Annotated in this window: 3 protein-coding genes and 1 pseudogene; 1 reads left to right on the top strand and 3 read right to left on the bottom strand. The window is 60.2% G+C overall.

The features are described from left to right. Positions 1-5 precede the first annotated feature (5 nt). From rcsB to FA92_RS12030, 3 genes are read right to left on the bottom strand one after another with little or no spacing between them, the layout of a single operon-like run. Positions 6-656, bottom strand: coding sequence for a response regulator transcription factor RcsB (gene rcsB / locus FA92_RS12040; protein WP_009089068.1), 651 nt, complete (start codon positions 654-656; stop codon positions 6-8). A 1-nt stretch (position 657) separates the two neighbouring features. After that, positions 658-3,315, bottom strand: a complete 2,658-nt coding sequence (gene rcsD, locus FA92_RS12035; protein ID WP_033783717.1) for a phosphotransferase RcsD — start codon at positions 3,313-3,315, stop codon at positions 658-660. A 19-nt stretch (positions 3,316-3,334) separates the two neighbouring features. Next, a complete protein-coding gene (locus FA92_RS12030; protein WP_033783716.1) occupies positions 3,335-4,489 on the bottom strand; it encodes an MFS transporter in 1,155 nt (384 codons plus the stop codon). Between the two features lie 738 nt (positions 4,490-5,227). On the opposite strand from FA92_RS12030, the pseudogene FA92_RS12025 reads away from it, so the two are divergent. Beyond that, positions 5,228-23,244, top strand: a pseudogene (locus FA92_RS12025) (Ig-like domain-containing protein). Positions 23,245-23,463: the final 219 nt, after the last annotated feature.

Here is a 23,463-nt window from a genome sequence, read left to right as displayed (position 1 = left end):
GTAACTTAGTCTCTTTCGACCTGAGTCTGGCTGACAGACGACAGGTAGTTCAGCAGCGCGATATCATTATCCACGCCCAGTTTCATCATCGCTGATTTCTTCTGGCTACTGATCGTTTTGATACTGCGGTTCAGTTTCTTGGCGATTTCCGTTACCAGGAAACCTTCAGCGAACAGACGCAGTACTTCGCTCTCTTTTGGTGACAGACGCTTGTCGCCATAACCACCTGCGCTGATCTTCTCCAGCAGTTTCGCAACGCTTTCCGGCGTATATTTCTTGCCTTTCTGCAGTGCAGCCAGTGCTTTCGGCAGATCGGTAGGCGCGCCCTGTTTCAGGACAATCCCTTCGATATCGAGATCAAGCACAGAACTCAGAATCGCCGGGTTATTGTTCATGGTCAGAACAATAATCGACAGATCCGGATAGTGGCGTTTAATGTATTTAATCAGCGTAATGCCATCGCCATACTTCTCACCTGGCATAGAGAGGTCGGTGATCAGGACGTTAGCGTCAAGCTTGGACAGATTATTGATCAGTGCTGTTGAGTCTTCGAACTCACCTACAACGTTGACCCATTCAATTTGTTCCAGAGACTTTCGGATACCGAAAAGGACAATTGGATGGTCATCGGCAATAATTACGTTTAAGTTATTCATCTTATTGGTTACCTTGCTGCAGCAGTTGATTGACGTAAGCGTCAATATCACTGGTGGTATTTGTAATGTTTGAATCGTCACACGCTTTAATGTGGTGTTCTAACTCTTCACAAAGCTGTTTGCCGGGAGTCAGATTGAGCATGGCAAACACGCCCTTTAGGCGATGCGCTGTCTGAGCAAGCGAGGCGTAGTCCTTTTCCGCCGACTCAGTATACAGTCTCTTCACATCAACCGGTACTGTCTCCGTAAACAGCTGGAAATAGCCGCCGCTCATCAATGGCGTGGCCGTGTCGTCTTCCATGTCATTATCCATCACATCATGCGACAGTTGCTTCTCAATCAGGGCCAGTAAGGCATCCAGCATCGCATTACTGAGATTGAAATTGACCCGATACTGCTGGTCGTTCAGTGCATGATGACCCAGTTCATCTTCCGCCAGCAGCAGTGCCCAGCCGCTAAGCTTTGAGGGATCGTCGGTCACCAGCACATCGTGATCCTGACCGGAAATACGCTCATCGGGTGTCAGACACCGTGCGCCCCAGTTCTCCAGATGGCGGCAGACGATTTTATGCACGTCCTCCACGGTGATCTCCACCAGCGCGGTCACACCATCCAGAATCTTTTCCTCTTCTTCTTCATGCTTCTGCTCCAGCACCAGCGGCAGCTGCATGTTATAGCGCGTGCCGATATCCGCTTTTGCCACGATATCGAGGCTGCCACCCATCTGCTTGCAGAGCTGCTTACACAGGAAGAACGCCATACCGGAAGCCTGTCCGTAGCGATCCTGACTGGTATCGCCCAGGAACGGGAAGTCGACATTTGCCAGTTCATCCACCGTCAGGCCCGCACCGGTGTCCACCAGTTCGATGATCACTCTATCGGCCTGTTTGTCCGCAGCCTTAACTTCCAGGGTGATTTTTCCCCAGCGGGTGGTGGTCAGAGCATAGTGCATCAGCGTGGTCAGCACTTTGCGCAGGGCGCGACGGTCGCCAAAGCGGGTTTCGTCATTCGGCAGATGGTTATTCACCACCAGCGACAGCCCTTTGCGACGCATCAGCGGCAGGCTTTCCAGTGCGATTTCGTCCAGCAGTTCCTGCAGGTTAAAGACGGTGGCATCCGGTGACCAGTCATGCGCCTCAAGCCGGTTCAGCAGCACGATATCATCCACCAGTCGCGCCAGCCCCTGGCTCTCATCGAGCAGGTCCAGCACGGTCTCATCGGCGTCACGCTGGCTGAGCTGCACCAGCTGCGTCACCATCTTCTCCAGTGGCTGATTCAGCGCATGTCCCAGATTGTGCAGCAGCTGCTGACGCATCTGATGGTTGCGGTCCAGCACCTGCTGCGCTTTCTGTAGTTTCTTGTTCACCAGCAACTCACGATCCTGGTCACGCATCATAAACAGCTGGGTATGTGGCGACAGCACGCTGCGGGCGTGGCGAATTTCATACACTTCGTTATTGATAGTGGCCTGCAGCACGCCCTGATGCTGGTCGGACATATTAATAATCTTCTGCAGATTGAGGTGAGGCAAAAGATGTTCAGCAATCTTATTGCTCAGCAGGGTGCGGTTGCTGGCAAAGTCATACACCAGCAGGCCGACCGGCAGGCTGGCGACAATCTCCTCATTCAGTACCCGTAGCGAGTCGAGTTCAGCACTCTGATTCTCGCTGGGACGCAGCGATTGCTGGCGCAGCAGCACGATACCCGCCAGCGACAGCAGGAATAGCAGCAGGTTGATGAGCAGCGGCCAGAGCAGGTTGTGCAGGCTGTCGATAATCAGGCGGGTAATCGGGACCTGATAGACCAGCTGCAGCGACGTACTGGGCAGGGTGGCCGTAATCTCAATGTTGGGATTAACCAGCGTGATGCGGGTGTTTTCCACCTCCTGCTGATCGGCTGTCGTGGCAGGCATTGAGCTGTCCTGACGCAGCTGGAAGTTTTCCAGCGGCATGTTCTGCGGAACAATATCGTTAACCGGCAGATCAAAGGCGACCACAGTGGCCAGATGGCCCGGCTGATTGAAGGTGGTGCGCAACGTGAAATAGTGGTCGTTCTGGAAGGCGAGGTGGCGCAGCGGCGAGAAGCTCTCGCGTTCATCCAGCGCATTAGCCTGTTGCAGCATCTCCGCGCGGCGACTATCCACCATTGCGCTGATGGCGCTCTCTTTATAGCGCGTCGCCATATCTTTCAGCGGCAGGGTCGAGATCATAATCAGGCTGTTGTCCTGACCATTTAAAAAGTACATCGACCAGGTGGGATTTTCTGCGCCCCACAGCGTGTCGAGATAGTTCGACATCCGCATGGTCATATCCAGCGTGCTGCTGTCGTGTGAGCCGAAAATCAGCGCTTCAGTTTTACGGCGGGTTTTTTCCAGGTAATAGACGTCAGGACGCAGTCGCGTCTCCTGCAGATTGCTGCCGGGTGTTGCGCCTGCCGCACTGGTGGAGAGATTTTCATAAATCTGCCAGGTGGCAAAGCGGTAGGCGTCGATGCGCTTCTGCACGTCACGCGCCAGATCGTCCATGGCATAGCGTTTGCCGGTCAGCCAGGCATTGACCGAGTTATGCACCATAAAGCCCAGCGCCAGCAGCAGCACCAGATTGAAAACCACAAAAAAGCGGGTGACATTGCCGGAGGTCAGTGGAAACTTATACAACATAGCGTGTCAGGTACCTGAATTATCGCGCAACTTTTCGCGCACTGGCGGCTACCACTAACAGCAACAGCGCGATCATTAAAAATGCGCCGCTGAGGCTGATCCATTGCGAAATGAATCCGATTAAAGCCGGACCTGAGAGAATACCCGCATATCCCAGCGTTGTCATGGCAGAAATCGCCAGGTTCGCAGGCATATCCTGTTGATTCCCGGCAGCATTGAACAACATCGGCACCGTATTGGACAAACCAAAGCCCACCAGCAGAAATGCCAGCAGGGCGATCTCCGGCCACGGCAGCCAGACGGCCAGCGTCATACCCGCTGCGGCAGTCAGTGCGCCCGTCAGCATCACCGGATAGCGGCCAAAACGCTGGATGATCTTATCGCCGCTAAAACGGCCCAGCGTCATCGCAACCGAAAAGACCGCATAGCCCAGACCCGCATAAGCGGGTGACATCGCCGGATTCTGCAGCAACAGCAGTGCGCCCCAGTCCAGCACCGCCCCTTCCGCCAGGAACAGGATAAAGCAGAGCAGGCCAAGAAATGCGACCCAGCCGCGTGGGATCACCAGCCAGGGCTGATCGGGCTGATGCAGGCGCTGATTCATTAACACCGGCAGTCGCCACAGCAGCAGTAACAGCATCACGGCCATCACCACCAGGGTCGCGTGCAGCGGCGTAAACGCGCGGCTCAGCAACAGGCTCACCGTACCCGCTCCCAGAATCCCGCCCAGGCTGAAGAAGCCATGAAAGCCGGACATCATCGGTTTATCGGCAGCCTGCTCAACCTGCACCGCCTGATAATTCATCGCCACATCCAGCATGCCGAGCCCGGCACCAAACAGCATCAGCGCCGCTGCCATCACCAGATGAGAGTCAGCGGTGGCCAGCAGCGGCATCATAAGCAGCACTAACAGCGTGGAGAAGCCCATGACCCGACGGCAGCCAAACCGTGCCACCAGCGTGCCGGTCACCGGCATCGCGGCCAGCGAGCCAATTCCCAGGCAAAGCAGTAATGCGCCCAATGAGGCGCCGCTGAGCTGCAGACGATCGCGGGCAAACGGCACCAGCGGTGCCCAGGCTGACATCCCTAAACCATTAATCAGAAAGATGGTGCGTGTGCCCCAGTTCAGGCGGCTCTGATACTTATGTTGTTGTGCAGCGTCCAGTGCAGTCATAGGTCAGATTCATCAAGGGTAAAGCGGAAAAGTGTAGCACTGGCCGTGAGTTCAGTGGCCGTTGCGCCTCTTATTAAAGTGGTGCAGCAACATCGTTTAAATGGCAAAACCGGGAGTTTACCGACTTTTGCTGCGCCGCGAATTTTTTCCAGAACTTTCCTGGTATGACCACCACCCGCGATGCGTGACTTAACTCAAATTTCAATGCTGCTTTTCAACAAGTTGCCACCCAAAAGGCGGAACAGGACCAGCCATAAATGATGGCTGAATCGCATAATTAACAAATTTATTTTTCCGGCCTCAGGTTTTTGAAAGGGTGGTTTTTTTACCAATTTGCATCATTTATGGAAACAGTCAGCAATAAATTGACATGAAAAAACAAGGGCAAAGCGAATTTTCCGAAAATTGAATTTCAGCTATGGCTAATGTAATAAAGATTAAATCATAATGAAATCTGTACATTGAAATTGATTTTTACCAGGGTTACGCTAAAAATGACTTTGTCAGAACCGTTACGTTTTGCGTCAGTCTGTACAACTAAATCTAACAATAATACCGCCACCCTCTGCTTCCTCAGGGATATGTGACGCAGCTTTGCTTTGCCATTTCTACATACACCAGGTTGAGACGCCTTCTGTGGTTCAGAAGGTGAAACTATGTGTGAAGGCCTTAATCATAAAATAACTTTATGTTTATGGATTCAGTATATTAGCTAATCTGGTGGAATAGAGGTTACAAATGGCAGAACTCACGCAAGGCCGTGTAGACATTATCTCGCGCGAAAACGGCACACTCCTCTCACAGACCGCTGGCGGTTCGTCACAATCCATTAACCTCACCGAGCCCAGCGTTGTGCGCATCAGCGGCACGCGCGACATGGTGACGCAGTTCGAGCGCCAGGGTAACGATCTCGTGCTGAAAATGCGTGACGGCAGCACGGTACGCTATCAGAAATTCTTCCTCGATGACGCCGAAGGCCAGCACAGCGAACTGGTGTTCGATGATGGGGTTAATCCACCGGAACATGCGCTCTTTCCCCAGACTGCCGAGGGCGCTGAACTCGCCTCCGGTTCGGTTACGCCCACCTATGAGTCACTCGACAGCGTAGAGCCGCTACTGCTGGCGGATAACACCAACACCTCAATGGGCGTGATAACCGCGGGCGGTCTGGGTGTGCTCGGCTTAGCCGGACTGGCCGTGGGTGTAGGTCGTGGTGGAGGCGGCGGTGGAGGGAATGGCGGCGGCAACGATGGCGGCACCGATCCCGGTACACCGGTTACGCCAGGGACGCCTGCCATCACCCTGAATGCGTTCGCTGGCGATGATGTACTGGATAACGCGGAAAAAACTACCGATCAGGTGCTGAGCGGCTCCACCAGCAATGTTGAGGCAGGTCAGACAGTTACCGTCACGCTGGGCGGTCAGACCTACAACGCCACCGTAGGTGCGGACGGCAGCTGGAGCGTTACGATCCCGGCTGCGGCGCTGGCAGGACTCGCCGCAGGCACCACCACCATCGATGTCAGCGTCACTAACGCAGCAGGCACGGCAGCCACCGGCAGCCTGCCGATTACCGTTGCCGCCGCCGATCCCGGCACGCCCGCGACGCCAGCTATCAGCCTGAACCCGTTTGCGGGCGATAACCTGCTGGATAACAACGAAAAAACCACGCCACAAACCGTATCCGGCTCCACCAGCAATGTTGAGGCGGGTCAGATTGTTACCGTCACGCTGGGCGGCCAGACCTACAACGGCACCGTGGGTGCGGATGGCAGTTGGAGCGTTGCGATTCCGGCTGCGGCACTGGCAGGACTCGCCGCAGGCACTACCACCATAGGCGTCAGCGTCACTAACGCAGCAGGCACGGCGGCCACCGGCAGCCTGCCGATTACCGTCGCCGCCGCCGATCCCGGCACGCCTGCGACGCCGGTCATCAGCCTGAATCCGTTTGCGGGCGATAACCTGCTGGATAACAGCGAAAAAACCACGCCACAAACGCTGTCCGGCTCCACCGGCAATGTCGAAGCAGGGCAGATCGTTACCGTGACCCTGGGCGGCCAGAGCTACAGCGGCAGCGTAGCGGGCGACGGCAGCTGGAACATCACCGTGCCTGCCGATGCGCTGAGCGCGCTGGCCTCCGGCACCACCACCGTCACGGCAACGGTCACTAACCAGGCGGGAACCGCTGCCAGCGGCAGTCTGACTCTTACCGTAGAGGCACCGCTGACCCAGCCGGGGACGCCGGTCATCACCATCGACCAGTTTGCCGGGGATGATATCCTCAGCAATGCTGAGAAAAGCAGTGACCAGCTGCTGAGCGGCTCCACCACCAACGTTGAAGCCGGGCAGATTGTCACCATCACGCTGGGCGACCAGACCTATAGCGCGCTGGTGGATGCACAGGGCAACTGGAGCATCACGCTGTCGCCTGCACAGCTGAATGCGCTGGCCGCCGGGACGGTTGCCATTTCGGCGGTCGTCACCAGTCAGGCTGGCATTGAGGCCAGCGAAAACCGCGCCATCAGCGTCGATACGCCGGTGGTTACGGGCCCGCCAGCGGTCACCGTGGATGACTTTACCGGTGACAATCAGCTGAGTAACACGGAGAAAGCCACGGACCAGACGGTGACCGGCAGCACCAGTAACATTGAAACCGGGCAACTGGTGACGGTGACGCTGGGCGGTCAGACTTACAGCGGCAGCGTGGACGCGCAGGGCAACTGGAGCGTCACATTGCCATCAGCAGCCCTGAGCGCACTGGCGGCAGGTGAAACCACCCTGACGGTTTCGGTCAGCAATGCTGCCGGTAACACCGTGACCGGCAGCCTGCCGATCAGCGTGGAAGCCCCAGTGACGCAGCCGGGCGAACCGACTGTGACCATCGGTCAGTTTGCCGGGGATGACATTCTCAGCAACGATGAAAAAGGGACGGCCCAGACACTCTCCGGCACGACCACCAATATCGAAGCGGGCCAGACGGTAACCGTCACCCTGGGGGGGCAGACTTACCTCGGCACCGTCGATGGCAGTGGAAACTGGAGTGTGATTATTCCGGCAGCCGCGCTGGGCAATCTGCCCGCGGGCTCGAATGCCATTGGCGTCACCGTCAGTAACGCCGCGGGCGTAACCACCAGCGAAACCCGCGATATTTCGGTGGATGCGCCGACAACAGAGCCAGGCGTACCGGCCCTGACCCTGAATGATTTCGCGGGCGATAACGCCCTGAGCAACGACGAAAAAGCGGTTGATCAACTGGTCAGCGGCACCACCAGTAATGTTGAAGCCGGACAGCTGGTGACGGTTACTCTGGGCGGCCAGACCTACAGCGCCAGCGTGCAGGCTGATGGCAGCTGGAGCGTCACCGTTCCGTCAGCTGCGCTCAACGCGCTGGCAGCCGGCACGACCACACTCACCGTTTCGGTCAGTAATGCGGCGGGCGATGTCGCAACTGCCGCGCAGCCGATCACCGTCGAAGCCCCGGCAACGCAGCCGGATCAGGCCACCGTGACCATCGACGCCTTTGCCGGAGATGACATCCTCAGCAACAGCGAGAAAGCCAGCGACCAGTTGCTGAGCGGTACCACCACCAATATCCCCGAGGGGCAGCAGGTTACTGTTACGCTGAACGGAGAGACCTTCACCGCCACGGTCGGCGCAGATGGCAGCTGGAGCGTCACGATTCCGGCCAGCTCGCTGGCCGCGCTGACCGCCGGAAGTGCGACCCTGAACGCCACCGTTAACGATTCGCTCGGCACGCCAGTCAGCGAAACCCGCGACTTCCTCGTAGAGTCATCAGGCACCGCGCCAGGCACCCCGACATTAACCATCAATGCCTTTGCTGGCGATAACGTCCTGAGCAACGATGAGAAGCTGGATGCTCAGGCGGTCTCGGGCAGCACCACCAATGTCGAAGCCGGACAGATTGTCACGGTGACGCTGGGCGGCCAGAACTACAGCGGCACGGTCGGCGCCGATGGCAGCTGGAATATCGCGATTCCGGCCAACGATCTCCTTGCTCTGGCTTCGGGCGCTGCCTCGCTGGTCGTGACGGTCAGCAATGCGGCTGGCACGCCCATCAGCGATACGCTGGCGATTACGGTAGAACCTCTGGTTACCGAGCCGGGCCAGCCGGTGATCACAATCAATCAGTTCGCGGGTGATGACGTCCTGAGTAACGACGAGAAAACCAGCGACCAGCTATTGAGCGGTACCACCACCAACGTTGAGGCGGGCCAGATTGTCACGGTCACGCTGGGTGATCAGACCTACAGCGCTACGGTTGGTGTGGATGGCAGCTGGAGCCTGAGCGTCCCTGCCAGCGCGCTGGCGGCACTGGCGGCGGGCAGTGCCACTATCGCGGCCACGGTCACCAGTCAGGCGGGGGAACGGTAAGTGAAGATCGGGTGATCGCGGTGGAAGCGCCTGCGGAGCCGGGCACGCCGACAGTCACGATCGCCCTGTTTGCCGGTGATGATCTGGTGGATAATAGCGAGAAGGCCGTCGATCAGACGCTGTCCGGCAGCACCAGTAACGTGGAGGCGGGCCAGACGGTCACCATTACCCTGGGCGGTCAGAATTACAGTGCGCTGGTCAACCCGGACGGCAGCTGGAGCACGCAGATCCCGTCTGCGGCGCTCAGTGCCCTGGCGGCAGGCACCACGGCCATCACGGTCAGCGTCACGTCGGTAGCCGGTGCCTTAGCCACCGACAGCCGTGACATCAACGTCGCGCCGGCAGCCGGTGAACCGGGTGTGATCACGATCAGCGAGCCTGTCAGCGTTGATGGTTTCCTCAACCTGCAGGAGCTGAGCAGCGATCTGATCATCGGCGGCTCGGCGGTGGGCGTCAATCCGGGCCAGGCGGTGCAGCTTAACTTTAACGGCAACAATTACAGTGCGGTGGTGGGCAGTAACGGCTTCTGGAGCGTCACCATTCCGTCTGGCGATCTCAGTGGCATCACCGACGGCGTGAAACTGATCTCGGTTACCGCAACCGACGCCAGTGGTGCGCTGCTGACCGACTCTGCTCAGCTGAATGTGGTCACTACCACGCTGCCGCAGATCACGCTGGATGAGAGCGCGCTTACCGATGGCATTCTTAATCAGACCGAAGCGGGCAGCGATCTGCTGATCGGTGGCAGCACCGGTAAAGCGGTGGCGGGCCAGTTGGTCGAAGTACAACTCAACGGCAAAACTTACAGCACCACGGTCAATGACGACGGCAGCTGGAACCTGACGCTGCCTGCCGCCGATCTCGCCTTACTGCCGCAGGGCGCTAACGGCCTGACCATTACCGCGATTGATGAGGCGGGCAACCGCGTGGACGAGACGCTGAACTTCAGCGTCGACGCGCTGCCACCGAACCTGATTGTGGCGGAAGTCGCAGGTGGCGATGGCATTCTTAACAGCGCGGAAGTGGCAGCAGGCGTGCCGGTAAGCGGTTCAGGTGCGCTGCCGGGCGAGCTGGTAACGGTCTCGCTGAACAACGTCGTTTACAGCGCAACCGTGGATGGGCAGGGCAACTGGACGGTGGATCTGCCGCCAGCGGCGCTGCAGGCGCTGTCAGATGGCAGCAGCTATACGCTGGTGGTTACCCTGACCGACGCCAGCGGTAACATCGCGACCCAGTCGCAGACGCTGGCCGTCAGCACGCAGCCGCCGGTTGCCACCGTCACCGCACCGGGCGGGGATGGCGTTCTGACCAGCAATGAGCTCACGGAGCCGCTGGTGATCAGCGGAACCGGCACCACGGGCGACAGTGTAGCTGTCGGGTTAAACGGTAAAACTTACGCTGCTATCGTGGACGAAAACGGTAACTGGAGTGCATCAGTTCCGATTGCCGATCTTGCCACGCTGAGCAACCAGACTTATCCGGTCACCGTGACCGTGACCGATCAGGCCGGTAACAGCAGCACGCAGGATACCGATCTGCGGGTTGCTACCGAAGCGCCTGTTCTGACTCTGAACCCTCTGGACGCTGACGGCGTAATCAACATCAGCGACGCGCAGCAGCCGCTGATTGTCAGCGGAACCGGCGACGAAGGTGACATCATTCGCGTCACGCTCAATAACCTGACCTACAGCGCCGTGGTGGCACAGGGCGGCAACTGGAGTGTAACCGTTCCGGCTGCCGACCTGGCGGGCGTGCCCAACGGTACTCAGCTGGTCTCGGTCGTTGCGACGGACGCGGATGGCAATACCACGCCAGCCAGCAGTTCACTGATTTTCGCGACCACGCCGCCACTGCTGGAGGTCTCGACGCCGGGCAGTGATGGTTATATCAACATCGCTGAACACACGCAGGATCTCACCATCGACGGGCGCGGGGGGACGCAGGGCGACACGGTGGCAGTGAGTTTCAATGGCGAAACCTACTCCGCCACGGTTGACACCAATGGCACATGGAGCGTGACGGTGCCCGCCGCCATCATCAGTCAGTTGGGCGATGCACTCTACCCGGTTGACGTGGTAATCAGCGATGCTTATGGCAACAGCACGACCGTCGCCTCCAGTGTCACGGTGCTGGCGGCAACGTCACCGGCGCTGACCATTGATCCTGTGACCGGCGATAATCTGGTCGACAGTGCGGAACAGCTCACTGACATTCTGGTCACCGGTAACGTCACCGGCGTACCGGCAGGCCAGCCGGTATTACTGACCATTAACGGTCAGTCTTACGACGGCGTAGTGCAGGCGAACGGAAGCTGGAGTGTGACCCTGCCCGCCGGATCGCTGGGTGCCGCGGGCGATAAAACCTTTACCGTGGCGATTACCGACGTGGCCGGAAATCCGGCGCTGCCTGCCCAGGGGCAGTTCACCGTGATCACGACCAACGTACCGTCGCTGTCGATTGCCCCGATCAGTGACGACAACGCACTCAACGTGCTGGATGCGCAGAGCGATCTGATCCTCAGCGGCGGTTCCGCAAACCTGCCAGCGAACAGCCCGATCAGCGTGACGCTGGTGCCCGGCGGCACCCTTTACAGCACTACAACCGATGAAAACGGTAGCTGGACTCTGACCGTGCCAGCCGCCGACCTGGCGAACCTGGCGCAGGGTAACACCACCGTTACCGTCACCTCAGGGGATGTACAGACCAGCCAGACGCTGCTGGTGGCAACGACGCCGCTGGCAGAACCCCAAATCAACACGCCTTTCACTGACGGCATTCTCAACACTGAGGAAGCAAGCACAGCGCAGACGCTGACCGGCTCCGTCCAGCCAGGCCAGGCCGTCAGCGTGACCCTGGGGGGCATCAGCTATCCGGCAACGGTAGCGGCAAATGGTGACTGGAGCGTCACGCTGCCGCCAGATGCGCTACAGGCCCTGGCGCAGGGCAGCAATCCCGTTACCGTGACGGTGAGCGATGTCGCGGGTAACAGCACCAGCATCAGTGAACCGATAACGGTGGATACCGGGGTACCGGCGCTGACCGTTAATCCGATTGCCACCGATGGCATTATCAATGCGGCTGAAACAGCCAGCGATCTGACCGTCAGCGGCACCGTCGCCCCGGGCAGCAGCGTCAGCTTTGTGCTGAATGGTGAGACCTACAGCGCCACGGTCGCCGCGAATGGTAGCTGGACCGCCACCGTACCCGCTGCCGATCTGCAACAGCTGACTGATGGCCGTTACGATCTCAACGTGAGCGTTACCAGCGTCAGTGGCAACGTTGCCACCACGCCATTGCCGGTCACCGTGGATACCACCGCACCCGACTTCAGCATTAATGCGCCCGCTGGCGATGGCGTGCTGAACATTGCGGAGCAGGCTGCTGGTTTCAGCTTCAGCGGCGCAGGCAGTGAAGGTGACCGCGTCAGCGTGACGCTGAATGGCGTCACCTACACCGGCACGGTTGATGCGGACGGAAACTGGGGGCTGGCCGTACCGCCTGCTGCGCTTGCCGGTCTGACCAACGGCACCAGCTATCCGGTGGTGGTCACCGTCACCGACGCGGCTGGCAACAGCAGCAGCCAGAACAGTGCGCTGACGGTTGCCACCACGCCGCCTCCGCTAGTGGTTGCGCCGGTCAGCGGGGACAACGCGCTGAACACCGCTGAACTGGCGGAGCCGCTGGTCGTCAGCGGCAGCGGTCAGAACGGCGACATTGTCACGGTCCAGCTCAATGACCAGCTCTATAGCACCACCGTCGGCGTGAATGGGCAGTGGACGCTGCAAATCGATGCTAATGATCTGGCGGCGCTGCCTCCGGGCACGAATCCGCTGACAGTTACCGAAATCAATGCTAACGGCAACCAGAGCAGCCAGGTGGTTGATCTGAATGTGGCAACCTCGCCGGACGTGCAGCCTGTGCTGACCGTCGATAGCAGCACCTTTGCCGGTGACGGTATCGTCATGGCCGCCGAACAGTTACAGCCGGTTACGGTGCGCGGCAGCAGCAGTAACGTCGAGGCGGGCCAGCAGGTCGTCATCACCCTGAACGGCACGGACTACAGCGGTGTGGTCGGGGCCAGCGGCAACTGGAGCATTACGCTGCCTGCGGGCGCACTGGCGGAACTGGGCGAGGGCAGCCAGACGCTGAACGTCAGCGTGATCAACGCCGTTGGCAATACCGCCACCAGCCCGCTTAACTTCACTGTGGACAACACGCTGCCATCGATCGCGCTGGCACCGATCGGCGACGACAACTACCTCAATGCCCAGGAGCTGGGCGGTGCCGTCGTGGTCAGCGGCAGCACCAGCGGCCTGCCTGAGGGCAGCATTATTACCGTGCTTGCCAACGGCACCACAGCCAGCACCAGCGTGGCGGCCGATGGAAGCTGGAGCCTGACCTTACCGGCTGGCTCCTTTAACGGCGCAGCCGATGGCCCGCAGACGATTACCGCTACGGCCACCGACGGCAGCGGACAACAGCTTGCCACCAGCGACGCTACCCTGACGGTGGTGGCCAGTGCACTGCCGGTGGCCACCCCTGGCGTGGCCTTTGATGACGGTATTCTCAACGGCGACGAAGCCGTCAGCGGCGGCGTGATCACCGGTAACACCGGCGTACCTGGCGACGGCCAGACGGTTATCGTCACGCTGGGCGGCACTAACTACAGCGGCACGGTCGACGCAGCGGGTAACTGGCAGGTCGCGGTTCCGCCAGCGGCGCTCTCTGCGTTGCCACAAGGCACCACGCCTTACACCGTGGTGGTCAGTGATGTGGCAGGCAACAGCAGCCAGGCTGACGGCAGCATGGTGGTGGATACCCTGCCACCGGTGCTGAACTTCATCACCCCCTCCGATGGCATTATCAATGCCGCTGAGAGTCAGCAGCCGCTGACGCTGACCGGCAGCAGTGAAGCCAATGCGCTGATTGTGGCCAGCTTCAACGGCATCAGCCTGAGCACCACCGCAGACGTCAACGGTAACTGGTCGCTGGATCTGCCCGCCACGGTTTATACCGGGCTGGGCAACGGCACCTATCCTCTGACCGTGACCGCCAGCGACGCAGCAGGCAATGCCACCACCACCAGCCGCGATCTGGCGCTGAAAGTGGAGGCGGGCACGCTGCCGACCCTGACGCTGGATGCCTTTGCCGGTAACAATGTGGTCGATGGTGCGGAGCGCCTCACCGATCAACGTCTGACCGGCACCACCACCAACGTCGAAGCGGGCCAGCTGGTCACCGTCACCCTTGATGGCACGGTCTACAGCGCCGCCGTGCAGGCGAGCGGAGCATGGAGCCTGATCGTGCCAGCCGGTGCGCTGGCGGCAATTGCGGATGGCAGCGCCAGTTTCACCGTGGCGGTCAGCGACGTGGCGGGCAACACCACCACCACTAATCTCACCTTTGACGTTAATAGCAACGCGTCTGGCCTGGCGATGGATGCCATCAGTCAGGACAACTACCTGAATGCGCAGGAACTGGGTCAGCCGCTGATTGTTACCGGCACCTCGGCGAATGTGCCTGAAGGCAGTCTGGTCACGCTGCTGTTTAACAACATCAGCTACACCGCGCAGGTCTCGGCCAGTGGTCGCTGGAGTGTGATCGTTCCGGCTGAGTCACTGACGGCACTCGCCGACGGGCCTTACACCGTCACGGTCACCGCGACGGACAGCGGCGGGGCGACCCTGAGCAGCGAAGCCGCGCTCAGCGTGCTGGCGACGCTGCCAGCACCGCAGATCGTCTCTGCTTTTGGCGATGGTCTGCTTAACAGCAGCGAAATCACCACGCCACAAACCCTGAGCGGCACCACAGGTGTGACAGGTGACGGCCAGACGGTGAGCGTGGTTCTCAACGGCGTGACCTACAACGGCACGGTCGACAGCAATGGCAACTGGCAGGTCAGCGTGCCTGCCTCTGCGCTGGCCGATCTGCCGGAGGAGACGCTTGACTACACCGTTAACGTGCAGGATGCAGCGGATAACACCGGCAGCAGCCAGGGCAGCGTCACGGTCGATCTGACGCCACCAACCCTGTCGCTTGATCCGGTTGCGGGCGATAACAGCGTCAATATCGCCGAAAGCACCGCGCCGATTGTGCTCAGCGGCAGCAGTAATGCCGAAGCCGGTCAGCAGGTCACCCTTACCCTTAACAACCAGATCTGGACCACCACCGTGACCCAGGATGGCGACTGGAGCCTGACGCTGCCTGCGGGTGCCCTGGCAGGGATTCCGGCCGGTGCATATACCCTGACCGTGACGGTCAGTGATGCGGCGGGCAATCCGGTTACTGAAACGCGTGAAATCACCGTTGCAACCGGTGCCCTGTCGGTCAGCATTAATACGCCGTTTGGCGATGGCTACCTTAGCCAGGCTGAAACGGCGGTCAGTCAGACGCTGAACGGCAGCACCGGCGTCGCGGGCGAGGGCCAGACCGTCAGCGTGACGCTGGGTGATAATGACTACACTGCCGCAGTCGATGCGCAGGGCAACTGGACGCTGACCTTAACGCCAGCGCAGGTGCAGGAACTGGCTGAGGGCGTGACGACCCTGGTGGTCAATGCCAGCGATGCCGCCGGTAACAGCGGTTCGCTGACCAGCGCAGTTACCGTCGATCTCACCCCGCCTGCGTTAAGCATTAACCCTATCGGCGGTGACAACATCATCAATTCAGTTGAGGTGCTGGAAGCTGTTGCTATCAGCGGAACAGCCTCAGTTGCGGATGCCGGACAAACGGTCACGGTCAGTTTCCAGAATACCGATTACACCGCCCGGGTACTCTCTGATGGCACGTGGCAGGTGACCCTGCCTGCCGCTGTCGTGCAGGGGCTGGCGGATGGCAGCTATCCGGTCGATGTGACGATCAGAGATGCGGCGGGTAACCTGACCACGGCGACCCAGACGCTGACGCGTGATGCGGACAGCCTGAATCTGCCGACCCTGGCCATTGGGACAATCAGTGATGATAACTTCCTTAACCAGGCAGAGTCGCTGCAGGATCTGAGCATCGGAGGCACCAGCACCAATCTGGTGGAAGGCCAGCTGGTAACGGTAACGCTGAACGCCATTCAGTACAGCGGCACGGTGGCCGCAGATGGCAGCTGGACCGTGACCGTGCCGGCCGCCGATCTGGGCAATCTGCCGGATGGCGATCAGCTGCTGGTCGTCGTCTCAGCGGATACCTCTGGCAACCCGGCCAGTGCCAGCGCCAGTCTGGTCGTGCTGGCCAGCGCGCTGGTTCAGCCAACGCTGACCCTGAACGTGGTGGCAGGCGATGATGTGATCAATGCTACTGAGGCCGCTGCGGATGTCGCGGTCAGCGGTGGCAGCACCCTGCTGGCGGCAGGAACGCCGGTAACCGTGTCGTTTAACGGTACTGATTACAGCACCACGATTGATGCTGACGGCAACTGGACGGTGACGGTACCGTCTGCAGCCTTCATCAACGTTGCGCCGGGCAGCACGCAGACCTTTACCGTCACCGCCAGTGATGTCGCCGGTAACCCGGCGGTCGACACGCAGGAGGTAAGCTTCAGTACCACACCGCCTGTGCTGACGGATATTACGGTCAATGCGGGTGACACGCTAAACCTGGCGGAGTCGCTGCAGGATCTCACTATCAACGGCACCACCACGGGCGCACTGCCGGTGACGGTGACGCTGAATAACGTCAGCTATACCACCACGGCGGATGCGGACGGGAACTGGACCCTCACCATTCCCACAGCCGATGTGCAGCAGCTGGCAGATGGCCCTAACGCCATCACCGTGTCGGTCACTGACGCGGCGGGCAATGTCACTACCGACACCACCACCATACTGGATGTGGCGTTTAATACCCTGCCAGCGCTGACTCTGAACACGCCGTTTGGCGACGCGCTGGTCAGTGCAGCAGATGTCGCCGCGCCATTAACGCTGAGTGGTGACAGCACTAATCTGCCGGAAGGCAGCGTAGTGAATATTACCGTCGGCACACAGACTTTCAGCACCACGACCGATGCCAGCGGCAACTGGACGCTGAACCTGGCAGCGGGCGCACTGACGGGCCTGGACGATGGACTGACACAGGTGGTGGTCACCGCCACGGATGCGGCAGGAAATCCGGCGCAGGTTACCGCAGGCATTGAAATCCTGCAGGCCCCGCCGGTTTCCGCCAACTTTGCTGCAACACAGTTCGGCGATAACGTGATAAACATCAGTGAAGCGGGTTCCGTTCAGCTGGTCACAGGCACGTCTAATCCTGTTGCGGGCCAGACCCTCAGCGTCACAGTCGGCGATGACAACATCCCGCTGTCGGTGACGGTCGATGCCAGTGGCAACTGGACAGCCAGCCTGACGCCGGAGGTGATCGCCAGCCTGGGTGCCGGTGAACACACGCTGACCCTCACCACCACGGATCGGGCCGGTAACAGCATCACAGAGACGCAGACCTTTGTCTCAGCGATTACCCCGATTGCCGCGCCAACGCTGGATACGCCATTTACGGATGGCCGTCTTAACGCGGCGGAAGCGGCAACGGACGGTATCCTGACCGGTACGGTCAACAGTGCTGATCCGGCCTCGGTGGCGGTGACTATCAATGGCACCGTCTATGCCGCGACGCTCACTGCTGGCGGTGCAGGCTGGTCACTGACTCTGCCGCCTGCCGTATTGCAGTCACTGCCGGATGGCAACCTGCCGGTCAGCGTGACCGTCACCGACGTGAACGGCAACATCGGCACCACCAGTGGTTCGCTGCTGGTCGCTGTCAATACGCTGCCGGATGTCACGCTGATCCTGCCGTTTGGTGACGGTGCGCTGAACGCCACCGAAGCGGGAACAGAGCAAATCCTCAGTGGCACCACCGGCATTACCGGTGCAGGACAGACGGTATCGGTGCTGATCGCCGGCTTTAACGGCGACCAGCCGCTGGCCGCCACGGTGCAGAACGATGGCAGCTGGTCGCTGGCCCTGTCGCCAGCGCAGTTAGCCACCTTCACCAGCGGCACGCATACCATTACCGTGACCGCTACCGACATTGCGGGTAACAGTGACGTGACGGCCCTGAGTGTGGTAACCGAAGTGGCTGTGCCGGTGCCGACCTTCACGCCTGGCGCGTTTGGCGGCGATAACGTCCTGAACATCAGTGAAGCCGCGGCAGGGGTCACCCTGACCGGCACCACCGGCAGCGTGGGGGATAATCAGGCGGTCAGCATTACTGTTGATCTCAATGGCAGCCTCTATTCCGGCACGGTGGATGGCAACGGTAACTGGACCGTTGACCTTCCTGGTAACGCGCTGAGTTCTCTGGGTAACGGGACGCAAATCCTGACGGTTAACGTCGTGGATGCGGCGGGTAACAGCGCATCGGCGCAGCTGCCGTTCACCACCGATCTCAGCGCGCCGCAGCCTGGGGTCAATCCGCAATTCCTCGGTGATTATGTGAATAGCAGCGATGTTGCCGCAGGGATTACGCTGAGCGGTACCACCGGTGAGGCGGGCGCAAATCAGACGGTGCAGCTGACGCTGGGCGGCAACACTTACAGCGCCACAGTGGATGCGAATGGTAACTGGACGGTGCCGCTGACTCAGGCGCAGCTTTCAGCGCTGCCGGATGCTACCTATCCGGTCACCGTGACGGCCACCGATGCGGCAGGCAACAGCACGACGATTAACAGCTCACTGGTGCTCGACACCACGCCGCCGGTACTGAGCACTAACGCCTTTGCCGGTGACAACGCACTGAACTACGCCGAGAGCATTCAGCCGCAGATCCTTAGCGGCACGGCAACGGGCGCAGAGACGGGTGCCGTGGTCACGGTCTCGCTGAATGCCACGACCCTCGGCACCGCCGTGGTTGACGGTAACGGCAACTGGAGCGTGACGCTGACGCCAGAGCAGATGGCCACCTTTGGCGCATCCACAACCCTGGCGCTGGCAGTGACTGACCTGGCAGGTAACACAGCCAATGATGAGGTTGTGCTTGCGGTTAACCTGACGCCACCGCCAGGCCCGCTGGTAACGCTGGGTACGGTTTCGGGCGACAACATCATCAGCACCCAGGATGTCGCGGGTGGCGTCGTCCTGAGCGGCACCTCGGCTAACCTTGGTGCAGGCGGGGTGGTGACGGTGTTAATCAACGGTCAGACCTACGCCACCACGCTGGATGGGTCAGGCAACTGGTCAACGGCTGCGTTGCCGATCAGCGCCTTTGGCAATGCGGACGGCAGCGTCGCCATCACGGTGAATGCCACCGACGGCACGACTCCTGTCACCGTCAGCGGTAACGTGCTGATTGATCTGACGCCACCGGCCCTGACGATCAATGCCTTTGCGGGTGACAACCAGGTCAATGGTAATGAAAGCGCTACCAGCCAGACCATCAGCGGCACCGCCGATGTCGGTGAAGCAGGCCGTACGGTGGTTGTGACCTTCAATAACCAGACGTACAGCGCAGTAGTGCAGAGTAACGGCAGCTGGTCCACCCCCGTTCCTGCCAGCGCGATGCAGGCCCTGACCGATGGCAGTACGCCGGTGATCACCGCGCAGTTGTCAGATGTCGCCGGTAACGTGACGACCGTGACACAGCAGGTGACGGTGGATACCGCCGCGCCGCTGGTCCAGGTTGACGCGCTGGCGGGCGATAACGTGCTTAACGCCGCTGATCTGGCCGTCAGTCAGGTACTGACCGGCAGCGCGCAGGGCGCAGAAGGCCAGACCATCGGCCTCTACCTGGGCGATGCCGCGCCGATCGCTACCGCAACGGTGGGTGCAGATGGTCGCTGGAGCATTGATCTTGCACCGAATGTCCTGTCGGGTCTCACTGACGGCGCGCTGGTGTTTGGCGTGCGGGTCAATGACAGTGCAGGAAATCAGACCGACGCGACGCTGACGGTCAACAAAGTGGTTAACAGTGCGCTGACGCTGGTGGTTGATTCGGTATTCGGCGACGCCACGCTCAGTGCGCTGGATACCACGGTGGCGCAGACCATCTCCGGAACTGCGACGTCGGCTGGTGTCGGGGCCACGGTATCGGTGGTGCTGGGCGGCGCCACGCTCTCTGCTTCTGTGGGTCAGGATGGTAAATGGGCCATCTTGGTGCCACCTGCGGTGCTGGATCTGGTCACCGACGGCAATCTTGCGGTTAACGTTACCCTGACCGATGCGGTGGGCAACACCCGCACCGTGGGTGAAACCGTGACGGCGATTGTCGATGCGGTGCCGGTGGTGGGCGCCCTCACCGGGCTGTTTGGCGGCGATAACCTGCTGAACATTGCGGAAGCGGCAGCCGGGCAGCTGGTGGGTGGCGTAATCAGTAACGCGGCGGCAGGTTCCCAGGTGACGGTGACCTTCGGCAGTAAAACTTACAACACCACCGTACAGGCGGGCGGAGCATGGAGCGTTAGCCTGCCGGGCAGCGATCTCACCTCACTGCTGGATGGCAATCTGACGCTGGGCGTCAGCGTCCGGGATGCGGCGGGTAACGTCGCCTCGAATAGCGCGACGATCGGCATCTTTACCCAGACACCATCCATTTCCCTGACCTCTCTGTTTGGCGATGGCGTGCTGAATCTGGCTGATATCGCCACCGGCCAGGTGATCAGCGGGGTGGTGAACAACGTTGCGCAGGGCAGTGTGGTGACGCTTTCGGTGGGCAACAGCCAGCTGACCGCGACCGTGGGTGCGGGCGGTGCCTTCAGCGCCACGGTGACGCCGGATATCCTGGGCACCCTGGCGCAGGGCAACCTGACGGTCGGGGCGTCGGTAACGGATGCAGCGGGGAATACCGCCAGCACCAGCGCCGGTATTCGCGTCGATACGCTGCTGCCAACCATCACGGTAAATCCGCTGTTTGGTGACGGTCTGCTGAACGTGGCGGATGCGCTGGTCACGCAGGTGATTGGCGGCGTCGTCGGCGGTGCAGAAGCGGGATCGCGTGTCGTCGTATCGGTGGGTTCTCAGCAGTTTGTAACGGCAACTGATGCCAGCGGCAACTTTAACGTTTCACTGACGCCTGCGCTGCTGCAGGGCATTGCGGATGGCAATCTCACCGTCGGCGTCAGCGTCACTGACAGCGCCGGTAACACCAGCAGCACCACCGCCGGCGCGCTGGTGGGTATTCACAATCTGCCGAAGGTTACGCTCAATCCGTTGTTTGGTGATGGCGTGCTGAACCTGGCGGAATCGCTGGTGAGCCAGACTATCAGCGGCACGGTCTCCGGCGTGGCAGCGGGCAGCAGCGTCAGGCTGGCCATTGGCAACACAACGGCCACTGCGCTGGTCAACGCCGATGGCACGTTCTCCACCACCGTTTCGCCAGCCGTGCTCTCGACGCTGCTGAACGGTAACTTTACTGTCAGCGCGGCGGTCACTGACCTGGTCGGCAACGTCAGCAGCACCAGCGCAGGCGTGTCACTGGGACTGGTGCAGCCAACCCTGACGGTGAATACGGTATTCGGCGACGGGGTGCTGAGCGCAGCCGATCTGGCCTCGAACCAGACCCTGAGCGGGACCTCCAGCCTGTCAGCCGGCTCTACTGTCAGCGCCACGCTGAACGGCCTGACCTACACCACCAAAGTGGTAAGTGGCGGTAACTGGAGCATCAGCGTTCCGAAAGCGGATCTTGCCGCAATCACTGACGGCAGTAAAACCGTGACGGTGACCGGCACCGATGCCTACGGAAACGTGGCGAACAGCAGTGGAACACTGAGCGTTATCAGTCAGTCGACGCCAGTGGTCGCCATTACCTCACTGTTTGGTGACAATGCCCTCAGTGCAGCCGATGTCAAAACCGCGCAGACTATTTCAGGCACCGCCAGTAACGCCGAAGGATCGGTGGTACGCGTTACGCTGGGTGGCCAGACTTACAGCACCACGGTGAGCAGCAACGGCAACTGGAGTCTCTCTGTGCCAGCGGCTAACCTCGCTGCGATTGCGGATGGTCTGCAGACCGTGACGGCCAGCGTCATCAACGGCGCAGGCACCAACGGCGCCACCTCGGCGTCGCTGGGTGTGGTGAGTCACACTACGCCGACCGTCACTGTGAATAGTTTCTTTGGTGGCGATGGTTATCTCAATATTGCGGAAGCCAATACGGCTGAAACCATCAGAGGAACCAGCACCAACGCGGCGGGCGGCACCGTAACGGTTAACATGGCAGGTAATGTCCTCACCACGACCATCGGCGCGAATGGGGCATGGAGCATCAGCGTGCCGTCAGCGACGCTGAAAGGGATCGCAGATGGCAGCCATCCGCTGACCGTCACGGTGACGGATATTGGGGGCAATACCGCGACCAGCACCAGCAGCTTTACTGCGCTGTCCCATAATCAGCCGCTGGTCGGGGTTGATCCGGTGCTTAGCATCGTCGGTTCTCTGCTTACCGGCCTGGTCGTGCAGGGGGGATCGCTGAATGCATCTCAGGGATCGAAAGTCAGCGTGACGCTGCTGCTCTCCAACGGCAGCAACGGACCGACGCTGAATACCACCACCGATGCCCTAGGGCGTTACGCGGTTAACTTCTCACCGTCACTGCTGTCGGTAGGGGGGCTGCTGCTGTCGCTGAACACGCTGGCAAAAGTCTCGATCACCGACGTGGCGGGTAACAGCTACACCACCACTAACACCCTGTTGCTGGGCTCGCTGTTGCCGGCGACACTGGCAGCCACCGAGTCGGTGGCACTGTTCTCGGTGGTGGATGACAGCGCCACCGTCGCCAGTGCCAGCACGGAGACGCAGCATAACAGCAGCACCAGCAGCAGCGACGACAGCAGCGCCCATGTGGCGGTGGCCTCCACACTGGTTACCGAAGCGGATACGGTGACGCCAGTCAGCAGCAGTGAAAATGCAGTAATAAGTGACACTGCGGTGGCGGCGGTGACACCAGCAGAAGAGGTGGGTTACACCATTGGCGGCGTCGTGATTACGCTGGCCGATGGCAGTACGGCAGAAGGCGCTTCGGTGACCGGCAGCAGCGGGGCGGATACCGTGACGGTCAGCGACCTTAACTTTACCCATATTGATGGCGGCGCAGGCACCGATACACTGGTGCTGAATGGTGAATATCTCAATCTGGATCTCACCGCGCTGGGCCTGAAAGTTGAACACATTGAAGTGCTCGATTTGGGTAAAACCGGCACCAACTCTGTGAAACTCGATCTCAATGAGGCACTTAATATTACGGATAAACAGAGTGATGATTTGCTGATCAAAGGCGCTGATGGCAGTCAGGTCACACTGGCGAACAGCAACGGTGGTATCTGGGAAGTGACCGGCGAGCGCACGGTGGAGGGCAGAGTCTTTGAGATCTACCACAACTCGGCGCTGAGCAGTGAAAACACCCTGGGTGATGTGCTGGTGCAGCAGAACCTGCAGGTCCACGTGGCGTAGTCACAGCAACGTCTGTCAGATCGTTCTGAGAAGCGGGTGCGCAAGCACCCGCCCATACGGTTAACAAGCTCAAAGCATAGGAAACAGCGTCAGAATAGGGAAGCGTCCCGCGCCACGGACGGCGCGGGCCGAGCATGTCATGGATGACGGATTTTGCGACTTTCCGATCTGACCCTGTTTCCTGTGCCAGCACAATCTCATCGCCAACCGGCACAGATA

The sequence above is a fragment of the Pantoea sp. 9140 genome (assembly GCF_000745295.1).
Classification (GTDB): domain Bacteria; phylum Pseudomonadota; class Gammaproteobacteria; order Enterobacterales; family Enterobacteriaceae; genus Pantoea; species Pantoea vagans.
Note: the sequence above shows the minus strand (reverse complement) of the source record. Positions and strands in the feature narration are given on the sequence as shown.